At 67.0% G+C, this 16,624-nt stretch carries 11 protein-coding genes; 8 read left to right on the forward strand and 3 right to left on the reverse strand.

Annotation, left to right across the window (positions count from 1 at the left end):
- The first annotated feature begins 8 nt into the window (after positions 1–8).
- Entirely contained in the window at positions 9–1,310 is a 1,302-nt protein-coding gene (locus ACFO0A_RS12055; RefSeq protein ID WP_379539253.1) for an enoyl-CoA hydratase-related protein, read from the forward strand.
- Here the strand turns inward: ACFO0A_RS12055 and ACFO0A_RS12060 are convergent.
- Positions 1,295–2,101: an enoyl-CoA hydratase/isomerase family protein gene (locus ACFO0A_RS12060; protein WP_379539254.1), complete on the reverse strand. Its 807-nt coding sequence runs from the start codon at positions 2,099–2,101 to the stop codon at positions 1,295–1,297. The genes ACFO0A_RS12055 and ACFO0A_RS12060 overlap by 16 nt on opposite strands.
- Before the next feature lie 131 nt (positions 2,102–2,232).
- Between ACFO0A_RS12060 and ACFO0A_RS12065 the strand changes: the two genes are divergently transcribed.
- The 7 genes from ACFO0A_RS12065 to ACFO0A_RS12095 all read left to right on the forward strand — a co-directional run bounded on the left by ACFO0A_RS12065 (position 2,233) and on the right by ACFO0A_RS12095 (position 9,085).
- Complete coding sequence (locus tag ACFO0A_RS12065) at positions 2,233–3,663, forward strand: cytochrome ubiquinol oxidase subunit I (RefSeq protein ID WP_379539255.1); 1,431 nt, start codon at positions 2,233–2,235, stop codon at positions 3,661–3,663.
- Positions 3,660–4,727 (forward strand): cytochrome d ubiquinol oxidase subunit II, encoded by a 1,068-nt coding sequence (gene cydB, locus ACFO0A_RS12070; RefSeq protein WP_379539256.1) that lies wholly within the window; start codon positions 3,660–3,662, stop codon positions 4,725–4,727. Before ACFO0A_RS12065 ends, cydB begins: the two co-directional genes overlap by 4 nt.
- Entirely contained in the window at positions 4,717–4,815 is a 99-nt protein-coding gene (locus ACFO0A_RS12075; RefSeq protein ID WP_379539257.1) for a DUF2474 family protein, read from the forward strand. The genes cydB and ACFO0A_RS12075 overlap by 11 nt, the downstream gene beginning before the upstream one ends.
- Before the next feature lie 126 nt (positions 4,816–4,941).
- Positions 4,942–5,847: a sulfate adenylyltransferase subunit CysD gene (gene cysD, locus ACFO0A_RS12080; RefSeq protein ID WP_379539258.1), complete on the forward strand. Its 906-nt coding sequence runs from the start codon at positions 4,942–4,944 to the stop codon at positions 5,845–5,847.
- Positions 5,847–7,787 carry a sulfate adenylyltransferase subunit CysN gene (gene cysN / locus ACFO0A_RS12085; protein ID WP_379539259.1) on the forward strand — a complete coding sequence of 647 codons (1,941 nt, stop codon included), beginning with the start codon at positions 5,847–5,849 and terminating at the stop codon, positions 7,785–7,787. Before cysD ends, cysN begins: the two co-directional genes overlap by 1 nt.
- Complete coding sequence (locus tag ACFO0A_RS12090) at positions 7,787–8,524, forward strand: 3'(2'),5'-bisphosphate nucleotidase CysQ (protein WP_379539260.1); 738 nt, start codon at positions 7,787–7,789, stop codon at positions 8,522–8,524. Before cysN ends, ACFO0A_RS12090 begins: the two co-directional genes overlap by 1 nt.
- A gap of 159 nt (positions 8,525–8,683) precedes the next feature.
- The gene (locus tag ACFO0A_RS12095) at positions 8,684–9,085 is read left to right on the forward strand and encodes a response regulator (protein WP_379539261.1); all 402 of its coding nucleotides are present in this window, start codon (positions 8,684–8,686) and stop codon (positions 9,083–9,085) included.
- A 46-nt stretch (positions 9,086–9,131) separates the two neighbouring features.
- Here the strand turns inward: ACFO0A_RS12095 and ACFO0A_RS12100 are convergent, their stop codons facing one another.
- On the reverse strand, positions 9,132–11,174 hold the full coding sequence (locus tag ACFO0A_RS12100; protein ID WP_379539262.1) for a response regulator: 2,043 nt from the start codon (positions 11,172–11,174) through the stop codon (positions 9,132–9,134).
- A gap of 8 nt (positions 11,175–11,182) precedes the next feature.
- The gene (locus ACFO0A_RS12105) at positions 11,183–16,564 is read right to left on the reverse strand and encodes a HAMP domain-containing protein (RefSeq protein WP_379539263.1); all 5,382 of its coding nucleotides are present in this window, start codon (positions 16,562–16,564) and stop codon (positions 11,183–11,185) included.
- Between the last annotated feature and the right edge of the window lie 60 nt (positions 16,565–16,624).

Genomic DNA, 16,624 nt, shown 5'->3' on the forward strand with positions numbered 1-16,624 from the left:
AACCCACGATGCCGGCAAGCCCTCCTCCCGCCCTTACCCAGTTCCGCATCGAGTTGGGGGGTAACCGCATTGCCCATCTCGTGTTCGATTGTCCCGGGCGGGCGGTGAATGTCTTTTCCGATGCCGCGATTGCCGACCTCGCGGCCTTCGTCGCCTGGCTCCCGAACGCGGCCTTGCGCGGGGTGGTGATCCGCTCGGCCAAGCCCGGGAGCTTCTGCGCGGGCACCGACCTTGCCGAACTGGCCGCTGCCCACGATGCGATGGCCGCGCTTCCGCCGCACGAAAGGTTCGCCAGCGCGTTCGATCGCTTCTTCCGGTTGAGCGCGGCGATACGCCGGCTCGAGACCGCAGGCACGCCAGTTGTCGCCGCGATCGAGGGGCTGGCGCTCGGCGCAGGCTGCGAACTGGCGATGGCGACGCACCACCGCGTCCTCGCGCGCGATCCCGCCGCGGCGTTCGGCCTTCCCGACGTGCTGGTCGGTCTGCTGCCCGGCGCCGGCGGCACCCAGCGCCTGCCTCGGCTGGTGGGCATGCGCGCCGCGCTGCCCGTCCTGCTCGACGCCGCGCGCCTTGCCGATGGCGAGGCGCTCGACGCCGGGCTGGCGAGCGAACTGGCCGAGCCGGGCGATGCGGTCGCGCGCGCCGAGGCCTGGTTGCTGGGCGATCCCGAACCCGTCCAGCCCTGGGACCGGGCGGACTGGCAGCCCCTCCCCGCGGCCGAGGTCAGCGCGGCGATCGCGCCGGTGCGCACCCGCGTCCTCAGCAAGACGCTGGGCCATTACCCCGCGCCGCTGGCGATCCTCGATTGCTTCGAATTCGGGCTGCCGCAATCGCTCGAAGGCGGGATACGCAGCGAAGCGGCGATCTTCGCCGAGCTGATCCAGCGCGAGGAACCGCGCAACATGATCGCCACGATGTTCACCGGGCGGACGGACTACGAGCGGCTCGACCGCGCCACCGCACTGCCCACCTTCGTGGCCGAGGCGGTGGCGGCCGCGCGGCAGGCGATCCGCGACAGCGACACCACCTCGCTCGCCGGCGCGGGCTTCTGGGGGATGGGCAGCGCCCCGCCCGCGCGAACCCGCACCGCGCCCGGGTACTGGATCGACAGCAACGCGCCATGGGCCGGGCCAGCCCGGGTCGCGGTCGCCAGGATCGATGCCGCGCTGGCCCCGCTCGCCGCCGGACGCACCCCGGCCGAGCTGCGCCTGCTCGACTACGCGATCGTCAACCAGGCAGGCTATCCGGCCTACCTCGGCGGGCCGTTCGCGCGGCGAGCCCACGCCGCCGAAGATCAGTCGTCGGCGTAGTCGGGCGCGCGCTTCTCCAGGAACGCGGCCATCCCTTCGGCAAAGTTGGCGCTGCGGCTGGTCATCACCTGGTTGCGGTTCTCGATTGCCATCGCCGCCTCGAGGCTCGGCGCATCGATCGCCATAGCCAGACCTTCCTTGGTCATGCGCAGCCCCATCGGCGAGGCGTGGAGCAGATCGTCGATCCACGGCCCCGCCGCGGCCTCGAGCGCATCGTCGGGCACGACTTCGGCGACCAGCCCGGTTGCCAGAGCGCGCTGCGCGTGGATGAAGCGTCCCGTCAGCATCAGCTCGGCCGCGACCGATGCGCCGACCAGCCGGGGAAGGAAATAGCTGACCCCCATGTCGCACGCCGAAAGGCCCAAGCGGATGAAGGCGGCGTTCATACGCGCGCTTTCCCCCGCAAGGCGGATGTCCGCGGCCAGCGCGAAGGCAAAGCCGCCGCCGCAGGCCGGGCCGTGGACCAGCGCCACGATCGCCTGCGGGCAGCGCCGCATCTTGATGTAGACATCTGCAAGGTAGCCCTGGAAGCCGAACCCTCCACCGAAAGGAACGGGCTCGGCGTCACTTCCGCTCCGCTCGCGGATGTCGAGCCCGGCGCAGAACGCGCGCCCGGCGCCCCGCATCACCACAACCCGCACCGAACCGTCGTGATAAAGCCCGCCGAAATAGTCGTTCAGCTCCTCGACCATCTTGAGGTTGATGGCGTTCATCGCCTCCGGCCGGTCGAGGGTCAGCCAGTCGACCTTGCCGCGCTTCTCGATGGTGATCGTCTCGTATTGCGAAGGCATTGGCGTTCCTCGTGGCTGGTCGCTGGACCGGCCCGTCCTGCCCGCCCCGCGTTTGCCTTGCAAGGACCCCGCAGGCGCTTGCGGGACGCGGCCGAACGGCGCACAAGGCGCGCGCAAGGACCACGCCGACGATGACGCCTGCCGAACTCGCCCTGCTTCTCGCCCGCGCCCAGTTCGCGTTCACCATCAGCTTCCATTTCATATTTCCCGCCTTCTCCATCGGTCTCGCCAGTTTCCTCGCGGTGCTCGAGGCGCGCTGGCTGCTGAGCGGCGACGACAAGTACCTCGACCTGTTCCGCTACTGGCTGCGGATCTTCTCGGTCGCCTTCGCCATGGGCGTCGTCTCGGGCATCGTGATGAGCTACCAGTTCGGGACCAACTGGGCGGTGTTCTCGGACCGGGCAGGCCCGATCATCGGACCGCTCATGGCCTACGAGGTGCTGACCGCGTTCTTCCTCGAGGCGGGCTTCCTCGGCGTGATGCTGTTCGGGCTGGAGCGGGTTGGCAGGAAGCTGCACTTCATCGCGACGCTGATGGTCGCGCTGGGCACGTTCATCTCGGCGTTCTGGATCATTTCAGTCAACAGCTGGATGCAGACCCCGGTGGCCTGGACCACCAATGCCGTCGGCCAGTTCGTGAAATCCGGCGGCTGGTGGGACGTGATCTGGAACCCCAGCTTTCCCTATCGCCTCGTCCATACGGTGACCGCCGCCTATCTCACCACCGCGCTCGCGGTCGGCGGGGTCGCCGCGTTCCACCTGATCCGGCGGCACGACACCCCGCAGGTGCGCACCGCCTTCTCGATGGCGATGTGGATGGTCGCGCTGGTCGCGCCGTTCCAGCTTCTGGCGGGCGACGCGCACGGGATCAACACGCTGCAACACCAGCCGATCAAGGTCATGGCGATGGAAGGGCATTTCACCAGCCATCCCCACGGCGCGCCGCTGTACCTGTTCGGCATCCCCGATCAGGAGCACCAGACACTGCGCTATGCCATCGGCATCCCCAAGCTTGGATCGCTGATCCTCGAGCACAGCCTCGATGCGCCGGTGAAGGGACTCGACCAGTATCCGCGCGACGAGCAGCCGCCCGTCGCCATCGTGTTCTGGTCGTTCCGGATCATGGTCGGCCTGGGCCTGGCGATGATCGCGCTGGGCTTGTGGGGTCTTTTCGCGCGGGCGCGAGGCGCGCTCTATTCCCCCGGCTGGCTGCACCGCGCGGCGGTGGCACTGGGGCCGGCAGGCTTCGTCGCGGTGATCGCCGGATGGGTGACGACCGAGGTCGGGCGCCAGCCGTGGACGATCTACGGCGTCCTGCGCACGCGCGAGGCGGTGTCCGCGATCGGCGCGCCGGGCGTGGCGGGATCGCTGATCGCCTTCGTCGCGGTCTACACTGCGGTCTTCGGCTTCGGCATCTGGTACATCCTCAAGATGATGAGCCGCCCGCCGCATCCCGGCGAAACCGCGCTTGCGCCCGCCCCGACGCGCACCGCCGGGATAACGCCCGCCCCGGCCCGCGCGACAGCGGCGGACGCTTCCACAGAGACCGGAGAGGCCGGATGATCGCGGAGCTCACCCCCGCGCTTCCCGTGATCTGGGCGGTGATCATTGCCGTGGCGATCGCGATGTACGTGTTCATGGACGGGTTCGACCTGGGCATCGGCATCCTGTTTCCCGGCTTCCGCGTGGGCGAGGAACGCGATGCCGCGATGAATTCGATCGCGCCGGTGTGGGACGGCAACGAAACCTGGCTGGTGCTGGGCGGCGGCGGGCTGCTCGCCGCGTTTCCGCTGGCCTATGCGGTGGTCCTGCCCGCGCTCTACGCGCCGCTTATCGCGATGCTGCTGGGACTCGTCTTTCGCGGCGTCGCGTTCGAGTTTCGCTGGCGCGATCCCAATCATCGCCGCCGCTGGGATGCGGGCTTCACCCTCGGTTCGGTGGTCGCCGCCTTCGCGCAAGGGATCGTGCTGGGCGCGCTGGTCCAGGGGATCGCGATCTCGGGCCGCGCCTATTCGGGCGGCTGGTTCGACTGGCTGACCCCGTTCTCGCTGCTCACCGGCGCGGCGCTGGTCATCGGCTATGCCCTGCTCGGGGCGACCTGGCTGGTGTGGAAGACGACCGGCCGAGTCCAGGACGATGCGCGCCGCTATGCCCGCCGGCTGCTGCCGCTGTTCGCGCTCGTCGTCGCGGCGGTCAGCGCCTATACCCCGTTCCTCGAAGGGAAGTACTGGGAGCGCTGGTTCGCCAGTCCCGGCATCTTCGTCGCGGTGCCCATGCCGCTGCTGGTGACCTTGGCGACATGGCGGCTGTGGTCCGCGCTGCGCCGCGAGGCCGCCCGTCATATGGGCCGCGATGACCCGGCCCCATTCGCCGATGGCGCAGCGTTCGGCTGGACGCTCATCCTGTTCGCGCTTTCCATGGCAGGCCTCGGCATCTCGATCTGGCCCGACGCGGTGCCCGGCCGGATCTCGATCTGGCAGGCCGCGGCCCCGGCCGATTCGCAGCTGTTCATGCTGGCCGGGGTGGCGGTCCTGCTGCCCGTGATCCTGGGCTATACCGCCTGGGCCTACTGGGTGTTCCGGGGCAAGGTCGACGCGCAGGGCGGATACCATTCGCATGACCATTAGGCAGCTCGGCTGGTTCGTGGGGCTGTGGGCCGCCAGCGTTGCCGCGCTGGGCGTGGTGGCATGGGCCATCAGGCTCGTGCTGGCCTGAAGGCAGGCAGAACGGACAAGCCATGCTTTGCCCCGCGACAGCATCGCTGCCCTTGCCCGCGCGCGGCCGAACGGCGATCAGGCGGTCTCTGAACTCCTGCCTGACAGCCCGGACAATCGTTTTCGCATGACCAAGCCCCTCACTCATCTCCAGCGGCTCGAGGCCGAGGCGATCCACATCATGCGCGAGGTGGTGGCAGAGGCCGAGCGCCCCGTGATGCTCTATTCGGTGGGCAAGGACAGCGCGGTGATGCTGCACCTGGCGCGCAAGGCATTCTTCCCCGCTCCGCCGCCGTTCCCGCTGCTCCACGTCGACACCACCTGGAAGTTCAAGGCGATGTACGACCTGCGCGACAAGATGGCGCGCGACAGCGGGATGGAGCTGATCGTCTACCAGAACCCCGAGGCCAAGGCGCGCGGGATCAACCCTTTCGACCACGGCCCGCTGCATACCGACATGTGGAAGACCGAAGGATTGAAGCAGGCGCTCGACAAATACGGCTTCGATGCGGCGTTCGGCGGCGCCCGGCGTGACGAGGAAAAGAGCCGGGCGAAGGAGCGCATCTTCTCCTTCCGCACCGCCAGCCACGGCTGGGACCCCAAGAACCAGCGGCCCGAACTGTGGAACCTCTACAACGCGCGCAAGAACCGGGGCGAGAGCATCCGCGTATTCCCGATCTCGAACTGGACCGAGCTCGACGTGTGGCAATACATCCAGCTCGAAGGCATCCCGATCGTGCCGCTCTATTTCGCCGCGCCGCGCCCGACGGTGGAGCGCGACGGAATGCTGCTGATGGTCGATGACGAGCGCTTCCCGCTGGAACCCGGCGAAGTGCCGCAGATGCGCTCGATCCGGTTCCGCACGCTGGGCTGCTATCCCCTGACCGGCGCGGTCGAAAGCGAGGCGGCAAGCCTGAGCGAGGTGATCCAGGAGACGCTGCTGACCACCACCAGCGAGCGCCAGGGCCGCGCGATCGACAAGGATGCGGGCGGCGCGGGCATGGAGAAGAAGAAGCAGGAGGGCTATTTCTGATGGCCGACCAGCCCACCGCCACCGAACCGAAATACGTCACCGACGCGCTGATCGCGGACGATATCGACGCCTATCTCGCCACGCACCAGCACAAGACCATGCTGCGCTTCATCACCTGCGGAAGCGTCGACGACGGCAAATCCACGCTGATCGGGCGGCTGCTCTACGACAGCAAGATGATCTTCGAGGACCAGCTCGCCGCGCTCGAGGCTGACAGCAGGCGCGTGGGCACGCAAGGACAGGAGATCGACTTCGCCCTGCTCGTCGACGGCCTCGCCGCCGAGCGCGAACAGGGCATCACGATCGACGTCGCCTACCGCTTTTTCTCGACCGAGAAGCGCAAGTTCATCGTCGCCGACACCCCGGGGCACGAACAGTACACGCGCAACATGGTAACCGGCGCATCGACCGCAGATCTTGCCGTGATCCTCGTCGACGCGCGCAAGGGGGTGCTGACCCAGACCCGGCGGCACAGCTATCTCGCCCACCTCATCGGTATCCGCCACATCGTGCTGGCGGTGAACAAGATGGACCTCGTCGGCTACGACCGCGCGACCTATGACGCGATCGTCGCGGACTACCACGCTTTTGCCGACGGGATCGGGATCGACGCGTTTACCGCGATGCCGATCTCGGGCTTCAAGGGCGACAACATCACCGCGCCCAGCACAAACACGTCGTGGTACGACGGCCCCACCCTGATCGCCCATCTCGAGACGGTCGAACTCGACAGCGACGCGGCTGCCGCGCAGCCGCTGCGGATGCCGGTGCAGTGGGTCAATCGTCCCAATCTCGACTTCCGGGGCTTTGCCGGGCTGATCGCGTCGGGAACGGTGCGGCCAGGCGACGCGGTGCGCGTGCTGCCTTCGGGCAAGACCACCACCGTGGCCCGGATCGTCACGCTGGACGGCGATCTCGATGCGGCGGTGGCCGGACAGTCGGTCACCCTGACCCTTGCCGACGAGATCGACTGTTCGCGCGGCGACGTGATCGCAGCCGCGGACGCGCCGCCACAGGTCGCCGATCAGTTCGAGGCCACCCTTGTGTGGATGGCCGACGAGGCGCTGATCCCGGGCCGCGCCTACTGGCTCAAGCTCGCGACGCAGACCGTTTCGGCCACGATCCACCAGCCCAAGTATGCGGTGAACGTCAACACGATGGAGCACCTGGCGGCCAAGACGCTCGACCTCAATGCCATCGGCGTGGCCGAACTGGCGACCGACAGGCCGATCGTGTTCGAGCCTTATGCCAGCGAAGGCGCGGTGCCGAACAAGGCGCTGGGCGGGTTCATCCTGGTCGACAAGCTCACCAACGCGACGGTCGCGGCGGGAATGCTGAATTTCTCGCTCCGCCGCGCGCAGAACGTCCACTGGCAGGCGCTCGACGTAGGACGGGCGGAGCACGCCCGGCTGAAGAACCAGCGGCCGGCGGTCGTCTGGCTCACCGGTCTTTCGGGCTCGGGCAAGTCGACCATCGCCAACCTGGTCGAGAAGAAGCTGCACCGGATGAACCGGCATACCTTCCTGCTCGACGGCGACAACGTGCGGCACGGGCTGAACAAGGACCTGGGCTTCACCGAGGCCGACCGGATCGAGAACATCCGCCGGGTCGGCGAGGTAGCCAAGCTGATGGCCGATGCCGGGCTGATCGTGATCACCGCCTTCATCAGCCCGTTCGCGGCGGAGCGCGAGATGGTCCGCGCGATGGTGCCCGAGGGCGAGTTCATCGAGGTGTTCGTCGACACCCCGCTGGCCGAAGCGGAGCGCCGCGACGTGAAGGGCCTCTATGCCAAGGCCCGCGCCGGGCAGCTCAAGAACTTCACCGGGATCGACAGTCCCTACGAAGCGCCGCAAAAGCCCGAAGTGCATATCGACACGACCACGATGACCGCCGAGCAGGCTGCGGAGCGGATCGTCGACGTCGTGATCGGCGACGCGTGATGGACGCGGCAGCGGACGATGCCGCGCTCGCCGCGCGGCTGGCGCGCGAGGCCGGGCGGCTCCTGCTCGACATCCAGGCCGCTGGGAAATTCACCGGCAAGGCGCTGGGCGCCGAAGGCGATGCCGCGGCGAACCGCCTGCTGTGCGCCGCGCTCCGCGCCGAACGGCCCGACGACGGGCTGCTCTCGGAAGAAAGCCGCGACACCCCCGAAAGGCTGGAAAAGCGCCGGGTGTGGATCGTCGATCCGGTCGACGGAACGCGCGAATACGGCGAGGCGCGCACCGACTGGGCAGTCCATGTCGGCCTGGCGATCGATGGCGTGGCCAGCGTCGGCGCGGTTGCGCTCCCGGGGCTGGACCTTGTCCTGCGCACCGACAAGCTCGCGCCCGTGCCCACCCGTGACGGCGCGCCGCGCATCGTGATCAGCCGCAGCCGCCCGCCCGCAGAAGCGGACCGGGTCGCCGCCGCGCTCGGCGCGGTGCTCGTGCCGATGGGCAGCGCCGGGGCCAAGGCCATGGCGGTCGTGCGCGGCGAGGCCGAGATCTACCTCCATTCCGGCGGGCAATTCGAATGGGACAGCTGCGCCCCGGTCGCGGTGGCGCTGGCACACGGGCTGCACTGCTCCCGGCTCGACGGATCGCCGCTGCGCTACAACCAGGCCGATCTCTACATGCCCGACCTGCTGATCTGCCGCGTCGAGCTGGCCGAACGGGTGCTGGAACTGTTGGCCGCCTGACCGCGCGGGACCTGCGGGCTCCGCCCAGCGCAGCAAAGCATCGCGGGAAAAGTCGGCGCCCGTCGCATTATCGCCATTCCCGGCTTGCCACGCGGCCGTAAGAGTTTCAGGAAAGCCGGGTCGCGTCGCAACAAACGCAAACAAGGCAAACACCTTTTCGTGACTGACGGACCCTCACTGCTCCTCGTCGAGGATGAGGCATTACTGCTGCTTAGCATGTCCGAAGTGCTGGCGGACGGAGGCTTCGCCCTGCTCGAAGCGACCAGCGGCCATGCGGCGATCGAACACCTCGACGGCGGCGGCGAAATTCACGGACTCGTCACCGACATCCGCGCCGGCGCCGGACCGAACGGCTGGGAGATCGCCCGCCATGCGCGCAAGCTCTTCCCGACCATCGCGGTGGTTTATGTAACGGGGGACAGCTTCGCCGAATGGTCGGCCGAAGGTGTGCCCGACAGCGTCATCCTGCAAAAGCCGTTCGCCGACGCGCAGCTCGTCACCGCGATCTCGACGCTCCTCAACTGCCAGCCGCCGGCGCCGCCCACTCCTTCACCGGGCTGAAGGCTGATTCGGCCGCGTCCGGTTCGCGGACCATTGCCCCGCCTGCTCACACTTTGGCGCTGAGCGCCTCGCGCAGTTCCCCGCTCGTCACCGGCTTGCGCAGCCTCAGAACCGAAGGAGCCAGCCGGTCGACCACGGCATCGTCGATGAACCCGGTCATCAGCACGATCCGTGCGTCCGGACAGCTCACCGCAAGCTCGTCGATCAGCTCCACGCCGTTCATTCCCGGCATCGACAGGTCGGTTATCACCAGGTCGAAGCGCGACGGGTCCTTGTCGACCAGCGCCAGCGCGCGCGGGCCGTCCTCGGCGCATTCGACCGCGAGACCGAGATCGACGAGTTGCTCGCGAACGACGCTGCGCACACCCTCGTCGTCATCGACCAGGAGGGCCGAGGCGAAGGGGATGGGCGCGGGATGGCTGGCATCGGAGCCATCGGGTTCGTCCGCCGCGCTCCGCTCTGCATGGGGAAGAAGCAGTTCGACAGTCGTGCCCTTGCCCACCACGCTGCGCACGTTCATCGCCCCGCCGGACTGGCGGACGAAGCCGAACACCATCGACAGGCCCAGGCCCGTGCCCTTGCCGACATCCTTGGTGGTGAAGAAAGGCTCGGTGATCTTGTCCAGGATATCGGGCGCGATGCCCTCGCCGGTATCCTCGATCGTCAGGCGCACGTAATCGCCGGCGGGCAGCCCATGCTCGTTGCCGCTTTCGAGCGCACAGGAAGCGGTCCGGATCGTGATGAGGCCGTCGGCCCCGCCGATCGCGTCGCGCGCGTTGATGATGAGGTTGACGATCGACAGTTCGAGCTGCGCGCGGTCGGCGAAGACCTCGCCCGCATCGTCATCGCAAACCCACATCAGCGCGATCGCATCGCCCACGGCATGCTCGACCAGGCCCAGCACCGTCGTGCGCACGGCCGACAGCTCGACGCATACCGGATTGAGGTCCTGCTTGCGCGCGAAGGTCATCATCCGTCGCACGAGTTCGGCCCCTTGCAACGCGGCGTGGCGCATAAGGGACAGTATTTTCTCTTCCGCCGGGGCGAATTCCATCCGCCGGTCCAGAATGTCGATGCCGCCGAGGATCGAGGCAAGCAGGTTGTTGAAATCGTGCGCGATCCCGCCCGTAAGCTGGCCGATCGCGTCCATTTTGCCGGTCTGGACGAGCTGCGCCTCCATGCGCTTCTGCTCGGTCACGTCGACGAGAGTGCCCGCCCACTTGCGCGTCGCGCCCGCGCCGGCGGGGCGCTTGCCGCCAGACGTGACGCTGCGCTGGTCGAGGAAATGCCGCACGTCGCCGTCGGGCGCAATCCAGCGGTAGGAACATAGTTGGGCGCCAGGCGCCCCGCGCATGAACAAGGTGCGCACCCGCTCGGCATCTTCGGGATGGATGCGCGAGATGAACGCTTCGGGCTCGCCCTGCGCGCCCCCGCCGGTCAGCCGCTCGAAGTCGCCCCCGACGAAACGCCGGACCAGCTCTCCTTGCGCGTCGAGCTCTTCCTCGTAGAGCGCAAGCGGCAGGATGCTCAGGATATCGGTCTGCCGCTGCATCGTGTCACGAAGCTGGCGCTCCACCTTCAGGCGGGCCAGGTCGGCGCGGTGGCGCTCGTCCTTCAGCTTCTGCTCGGCCCTTGCCTGGACCGCGACCTGCTGGCGCATGCTGTAGAGGTCGACGAACACCCCGACTTTGGAACGCAACACCACCGCATCGACCGGCTTGAATACATAGTCGACCGCACCCATCGCATAGCCGCGCATGAGGTGCTCGGTTTCCTTGTTCACCGCTGAAAGGAAGATGATCGGGATGCGGCTGGTCTGCTCGCGCTGGCGGATAAGCTGGGCGGTTTCGTAACCGTCGATTCCGGGCATGAATACGTCGAGCAGGATGACCGCGAAATCGTCCTTGAGCAGGCGCCTCAGCGCCTCCTTGCCCGACATGGCGGTAACGATCTCGCCCAGGCCCTTGAGCACCTCGCTCAACGCGAGGAGATTGCGCTCGTCGTCGTCAACCACCAGCACGCGCGGAAGCGCGGGCGTAGGCTGCGCGCCCGCGGAGGACGACGCATCCGTGCGAACCAGACTGGCCACTGTTCGCTTCATTCGGCGGCAATCGACTCAGCGGCCGACAGTGCGTTGCTCCGCCCGATCCAGACGCGCAGCAGCGCGATCAGGAGATCGATGTCGACAGGCTTGGAGATGTAGTCCGACGCACCCGCATCGAGGCATTTCTGCCGGTCGCCCTTCATCGCCTTGGCAGTCACGGAGATCAGCGGGATGTGCGCGATGGCGGGATTCCCGCGGATGCGCCGCATCGTCTCGTACCCGTCCATTTCGGGCATCATGATATCGACCAGCGCCAGGTCGATGCCGGGCGTCGACTCGAGCACCGCAATGCCCTCGGCCCCGCTCTCGGCGTGGAAAACCTCCACATCGTAGGCCTCGAGCACGCTGGTGAGCGAGTAGATGTTGCGGATATCGTCGTCGATGATGACGATCTTGCGCCGTGACAGTTCGGGCGCGGCGGCCGTTGGCGCAATCGCTTCTGCCGCCGCCCCCTTCGCCTTGCGCCCTGGCCTGGCGGCGTTCGGCCGGTGATCGGGCAGCGCGCGGACCTTTTTGAACAGGTCGTGGAGCACATCGAGATCGGCCGGCTTTTCAACGACCCCGGACGCGCCGATCGCCAGCGCGTGCTCGGCCTGTTCGGCGCCCGAAACGACGAAGACCGGGATATGCGCGGTTTCCGGGTTGTGGCGCAGCAGGTCGAGCAGGACGAACCCGTCGATGTCCGACAGGCCGAGGTCGAGCGTCAGCGCGCGCGGCTGGAGCTTGCGCACCATCGCCACCGTGCCCGAGCCCGACGACGAGATTACGCCCTTCAGACCCGAATCGCGCGCCGCCTCGAGCAGGATCGAGGCGAAGGTCGGATCGTCCTCGACGATCACCACGAAGGGATCGGTGCCGAGATCGTCGCGGTCGTCGGCGACGGGATAGACGATGGCGGCGCTCTCGGACGGGCCCAAAGGCTCGGGCAGGTGCTCGGGCTCGGCCAGCGCGATCGCACCGGCGGGCGCGGTCATCGGCACGAACAGGGTGAAGGTGGAGCCCACGCCGGGTTCGGAATTCACCCGCAGCTCGCCCCCCAGAAGCCGCGAGATCTCGCGGCTGATCGACAGGCCCAGCCCGGTCCCGCCGTACTTACGGCTGGTGGTGCCGTCGGCCTGCTGGAACGCTTCGAAGATCAGGCGTTGCTTGTCCTTGGCAATGCCGATGCCGGTATCGGTCACCGAGATCTCGATCGCCGGCTCGCCCTCGCGCAGGACCGGGTGGTGCGCGCTCCACCCGCCCAGTGCCCGGCGCACTTCCATCGTGACCCCGCCTTCCGACGTGAACTTGAAGGCGTTGGACAGGAGGTTGAGGACGATCTGCTGGAGGCGCTTCTCGTCGGTCCTGATCGCGGCGGGCAGGTCTTCCGAGAAGGTCACGTCGAAACGCAGGCCCTTTTCGGACGCAAGCTGCCGGAACGTACGCTCCATGTGCTGCTTGAGCCCGGCCATCGACATGTCGCCAAGCTCGATCGAGACGGTGCCCGACTCGATCTTCGACAGGTCGAGGATGTCGTTGATGAGGTTGAGCAGGTCGGTGCCCGCGCCGTGGATCGTGCGGGCGAATTCGGTCTGCTTGGGGTTAAGGTTGCCCTGCTGGTTGTCGGCCAGCAGCTTCGACAGGATCAGCAGCGAATTGAGCGGGGTGCGCAATTCGTGGCTCATGTTGGCGAGAAACTCTGACTTGTACTTCGAGGTGAGCGCGAGCTGCTCGGCCTTTTCCTCGACCGCGCGCCGCGCCATCTCGATCTCGAAGTTCTTCGCCTCGACCTGGCGCTTCTCGTTCTCGAGCAGCTGGGCCTTTTCCTGCAGTTCCTCGTTGGTGTTGTGCAGTTCCTCCTGCTTGGTCGTGAGCTCGGTCTGCCGGGCTTGGAGTTCCTGCGTCAGAAGCTGCGATTCCTTGAGAAGCTCCTCGGTGCGCATCGTCGCGGCGATGGTGTTGAGCACGATGCCCACGGTTTCCATCAGCTGGTTGAGGAAGCTGTCGTGCGTCTCGTTGAACTGCTCGAACGAGGCGAGTTCGATCACCGCCTTCACCTCGTCCTCGAAGAGGGCGGGCAGGATGCTGATGTTGGCGGGCGAGGCGTGGCCGAGGCCCGAGCCGATCTTGATGAAGTCGCCCGGCACCTTGGCGAGCCGCATCGACCGCTTGTCCGCGGCAGCCTGTCCGACGAGCCCTTCGCGCAGTTCGAAGGTCTGCTTGAGCTCGCCCTGCCCGGCAGCGCCGTAGCTGGCGATAAGGTCGAGCGTTGTATCCCCGTCGCGGTCGTTGGCGACATAGAACACGCCGTATTGCGCGTTCACCAGCGGGGCGAGCTCGGACATGATCAGGTTCGAGATCGTCGACAGGTCCCGCTCACCCTGAAGCATCCGCGAAAACCGCGCGAGGTTGGTCTTGAGCCAGTCCTGCTCGGCGTTCTTGAGCGTCTGATCCTTCAGGTTGCGGATCATCTCGTTGATGTTGTCCTTCAGCGCTGCCATTTCGCCCGACGCTTCGACGGCGATCGAGCGGGTAAGGTCGCCCTTGGTCACCGCGGTCGCCACTTCGGCGATCGAACGCACCTGGTTGGTGAGGTTGGCGGCAAGCTGGTTGACGTTGTCGGTCAGGTCGCGCCACAGCCCGGCCGCGCCCGGCACGCGGGCCTGACCGCCCAGACGGCCTTCGACGCCGACTTCGCGCGCCATGTTGGTCACCTGGTCACCGAAGGTCGAAAGCGTTTCGATCATGCCGTTGATCGTCTCGGCCAGCGCCGCGATCTCGCCCTTGGCGTCGAAGGTGAGCTTGCGCTTGAGGTTGCCCTGCGCCACCGCCGTGACCACGTCGGCGATGCCGCGCACCTGATTGGTCAGATTCGTGGCCATGAGGTTGACGTTGTCGGTCAGGTCCTTCCACGTGCCGCCGACGCCCGGCACCTGTGCCTGGCCGCCCAGCTTGCCTTCAGTGCCGACCTCGCGCGCGACGCGCGTCACTTCCGAAGCGAACCCGTTGAGCTGATCGACCATCGTGTTGATGGTGTTCTTCAGCTCGAGGATCTCGCCCTTCACGTCGACGGTGATCTTCTTCGAAAGGTCGCCCCGCGCCACCGCGGTGGTAACCTCGGCAATGTTGCGGACCTGTCCCGTCAGGTTATCCGCCATCAGATTCACGTTGTCGGTCAGGTCGGCCCAGGTCCCGGCGACGCCGCGCACCTGTGCCTGACCGCCCAGCTTGCCCTCGGTGCCGACCTCGCGCGCCACGCGCGTCACTTCCGAGGCGAACGAGTTGAGCTGATCGACCATCGTGTTGATGGTGTTCTTCAGCTCGAGGATCTCGCCGCGGACGTCGACGGTGATCTTCTTGGAAAGGTCGCCCAGCGCCACCGCGGTCGTCACTTCGGCGATGTTGCGGACCTGGCCCGTCAGGTTGCCCGCCATGGCATTCACGTTGTCGGTCAGGTCCTTCCAGGTGCCGCCGACGCCGACCACCTTGGCCTGTCCGCCGAGGCGGCCTTCGGTGCCGACCTCGCGCGCCACGCGGGTGACTTCGGACGCGAACGAGTTGAGCTGGTCGACCATCGTGTTGATCGTGTTTTTCAGCTCGAGAATCTCGCCCTTCACGTCGACGGTGATCTTCTTCGAAAGGTCGCCCAGCGCCACCGCGGTGGTCACCTCCGCGATGTTGCGGACCTGGCCGGTCAGGTTCGCAGCCATAGCGTTCACGTTCTCGGTGAGGTCCTTCCAGGTGCCGCCGACGCCCTCGACCTGCGCCTGTCCGCCCAGCCGGCCCTCGGTCCCGACCTCGCGCGCCACGCGGGTGACTTCGGACGCGAACGAGTTGAGCTGGTCGACCATCACGTTGATCGTGTTCTTCAGCTCGAGGATCTCGCCCTTCACCTCGACCGTGATCTTCTTCGAAAGGTCGCCGCGCGCAACGGCTGTGGTCACGTCGGCGATGTTGCGGACCTGGCCGGTCAGGTTCGCGGCCATCAGGTTGACGTTGTCGGTCAGGTCCTTCCACGTGCCGCCGACGCCCTCGACCTGCGCCTGCCCGCCCAGCTTGCCTTCGGTGCCGACCTCGCGCGCCACGCGGGTAACTTCCGAAGCGAACCCGTTGAGCTGATCGACCATGGTGTTGATCGTGTTCTTCAACTCGAGGATTTCGCCCTTCACGTCGACGGTGATCTTCTTCGACAAGTCCCCGCTGGCGACCGCCGTGGTCACCTCGGCGATATTGCGAACCTGGCCCGTCAGGTTGTCGGCCATCAGGTTCACGTTGTCGGTCAGGTCGGCCCAGGTGCCGGCGACCCCGGGGACCTGCGCCTGCCCGCCCAGCTTGCCCTCGGTGCCGACCTCGCGCGCCACGCGGGTCACTTCCGAAGCAAAGCCGTTGAGCTGGTCGACCATGGTATTGATCGTGTTCTTCAGCTCGAGAATCTCGCCCTTCACGTCGACGGTGATCTTTTTCGACAGGTCTCCGCGCGCCACGGCGGTCGTCACGTCGGCGATGTTGCGGACCTGGCCAGTGAGGTTTTCGGCCATGAGGTTCACGTTGTCGGTCAGGTCCTTCCAGGTGCCGCCGACGCCCTCGACCTGCGCCTGACCGCCCAGCTTGCCCTCGGTCCCAACCTCGCGCGCCACGCGGGTGACTTCGGAGGCGAACGAGTTGAGCTGGTCGACCATCGTATTGATCGTGTTCTTCAGCTCGAGAATCTCTCCCTTCACGTCGACGGTGATCTTCTTGGAAAGGTCGCCGCTCGCCACGGCGGTCGTCACTTCGGCGATGTTGCGGACCTGGCCGGTAAGGTTCGTGGCCATCGCGTTGACGTTGTCGGTCAGGTCCTTCCAGGTGCCCGACACGCCCTTCACCAGCGCCTGACCGCCCAGCTTGCCTTCGGTGCCGACCTCACGCGCCACGCGCGTCACTTCCGATGCGAACGAGGCGAGCTGCTCGACCATCGTGTTGACGACCTTGCCGATGCGCAGGAACTCACCACGCAACTGGCGGCCGTCGATCTCGACCGCCATCATCTGCGACAGATCGCCCTTGGCCACCGCGCCGATCACGCGGCTGACCTCGGCGGTCGGCTGGACCATGTCCTCGATCAGTTCGTTGACCGCGCGCAGCTTGCTTTCCCAGCCGCCGCTTGCCCCGCGCACCTTGGCCCGGTGACCGGTCTTGCCCTCCTTGCCGACAACGCGCGACAGACGCTCGAATTCCTCGGTGATCTGCTGGTTGAGGCTGACGACCTCGTTGAACAGGATCGCGATTTCCTGATCGTCGCCCGAAGTGACCTCGTCCAGCCGGACGCTGAAATCGCCCCGGCGCAGGGTACGCAACGCGGCAACGAGCTGGCGCCGGCTTAGCCCGGTTTCGACCCGATTCGTCTTTTCAACCATCTCGACCCTTCCCTCGCCGCTTTCCCTCAAGGTAGAGAAAGCGCGCTGACCCGTGCGCGG

It is taken from the genome of Novosphingobium tardum (assembly GCF_042652045.1).
In the GTDB taxonomy this organism is placed as follows: Bacteria; Pseudomonadota; Alphaproteobacteria; order Sphingomonadales; family Sphingomonadaceae; genus Novosphingobium; species Novosphingobium tardum.

Excerpts from the sequence above, each read along its gene's own strand:
- ACFO0A_RS12090 (WP_379539260.1), top strand. The coding sequence starts at position 7,787 with ATGGACGCGGCAGCGGACGATGCCGCGCTCGCCGCGCGGCTGGCGCGC.
- cysD (WP_379539258.1), top strand. The coding sequence starts at position 4,942 with ATGACCAAGCCCCTCACTCATCTCCAGCGGCTCGAGGCCGAGGCGATC.
- ACFO0A_RS12075 (WP_379539257.1), top strand. The coding sequence starts at position 4,717 with ATGACCATTAGGCAGCTCGGCTGGTTCGTGGGGCTGTGGGCCGCCAGC.
- cydB (WP_379539256.1), top strand. The coding sequence starts at position 3,660 with ATGATCGCGGAGCTCACCCCCGCGCTTCCCGTGATCTGGGCGGTGATC.
- ACFO0A_RS12055 (WP_379539253.1), top strand. The coding sequence starts at position 9 with ATGCCGGCAAGCCCTCCTCCCGCCCTTACCCAGTTCCGCATCGAGTTG.
- ACFO0A_RS12060 (WP_379539254.1), bottom strand. The coding sequence starts at position 2,101 with ATGCCTTCGCAATACGAGACGATCACCATCGAGAAGCGCGGCAAGGTC.
- cysN (WP_379539259.1), top strand. The coding sequence starts at position 5,847 with ATGGCCGACCAGCCCACCGCCACCGAACCGAAATACGTCACCGACGCG.
- ACFO0A_RS12065 (WP_379539255.1), top strand. The coding sequence starts at position 2,233 with ATGACGCCTGCCGAACTCGCCCTGCTTCTCGCCCGCGCCCAGTTCGCG.
- ACFO0A_RS12105 (WP_379539263.1), bottom strand. The coding sequence starts at position 16,564 with ATGGTTGAAAAGACGAATCGGGTCGAAACCGGGCTAAGCCGGCGCCAG.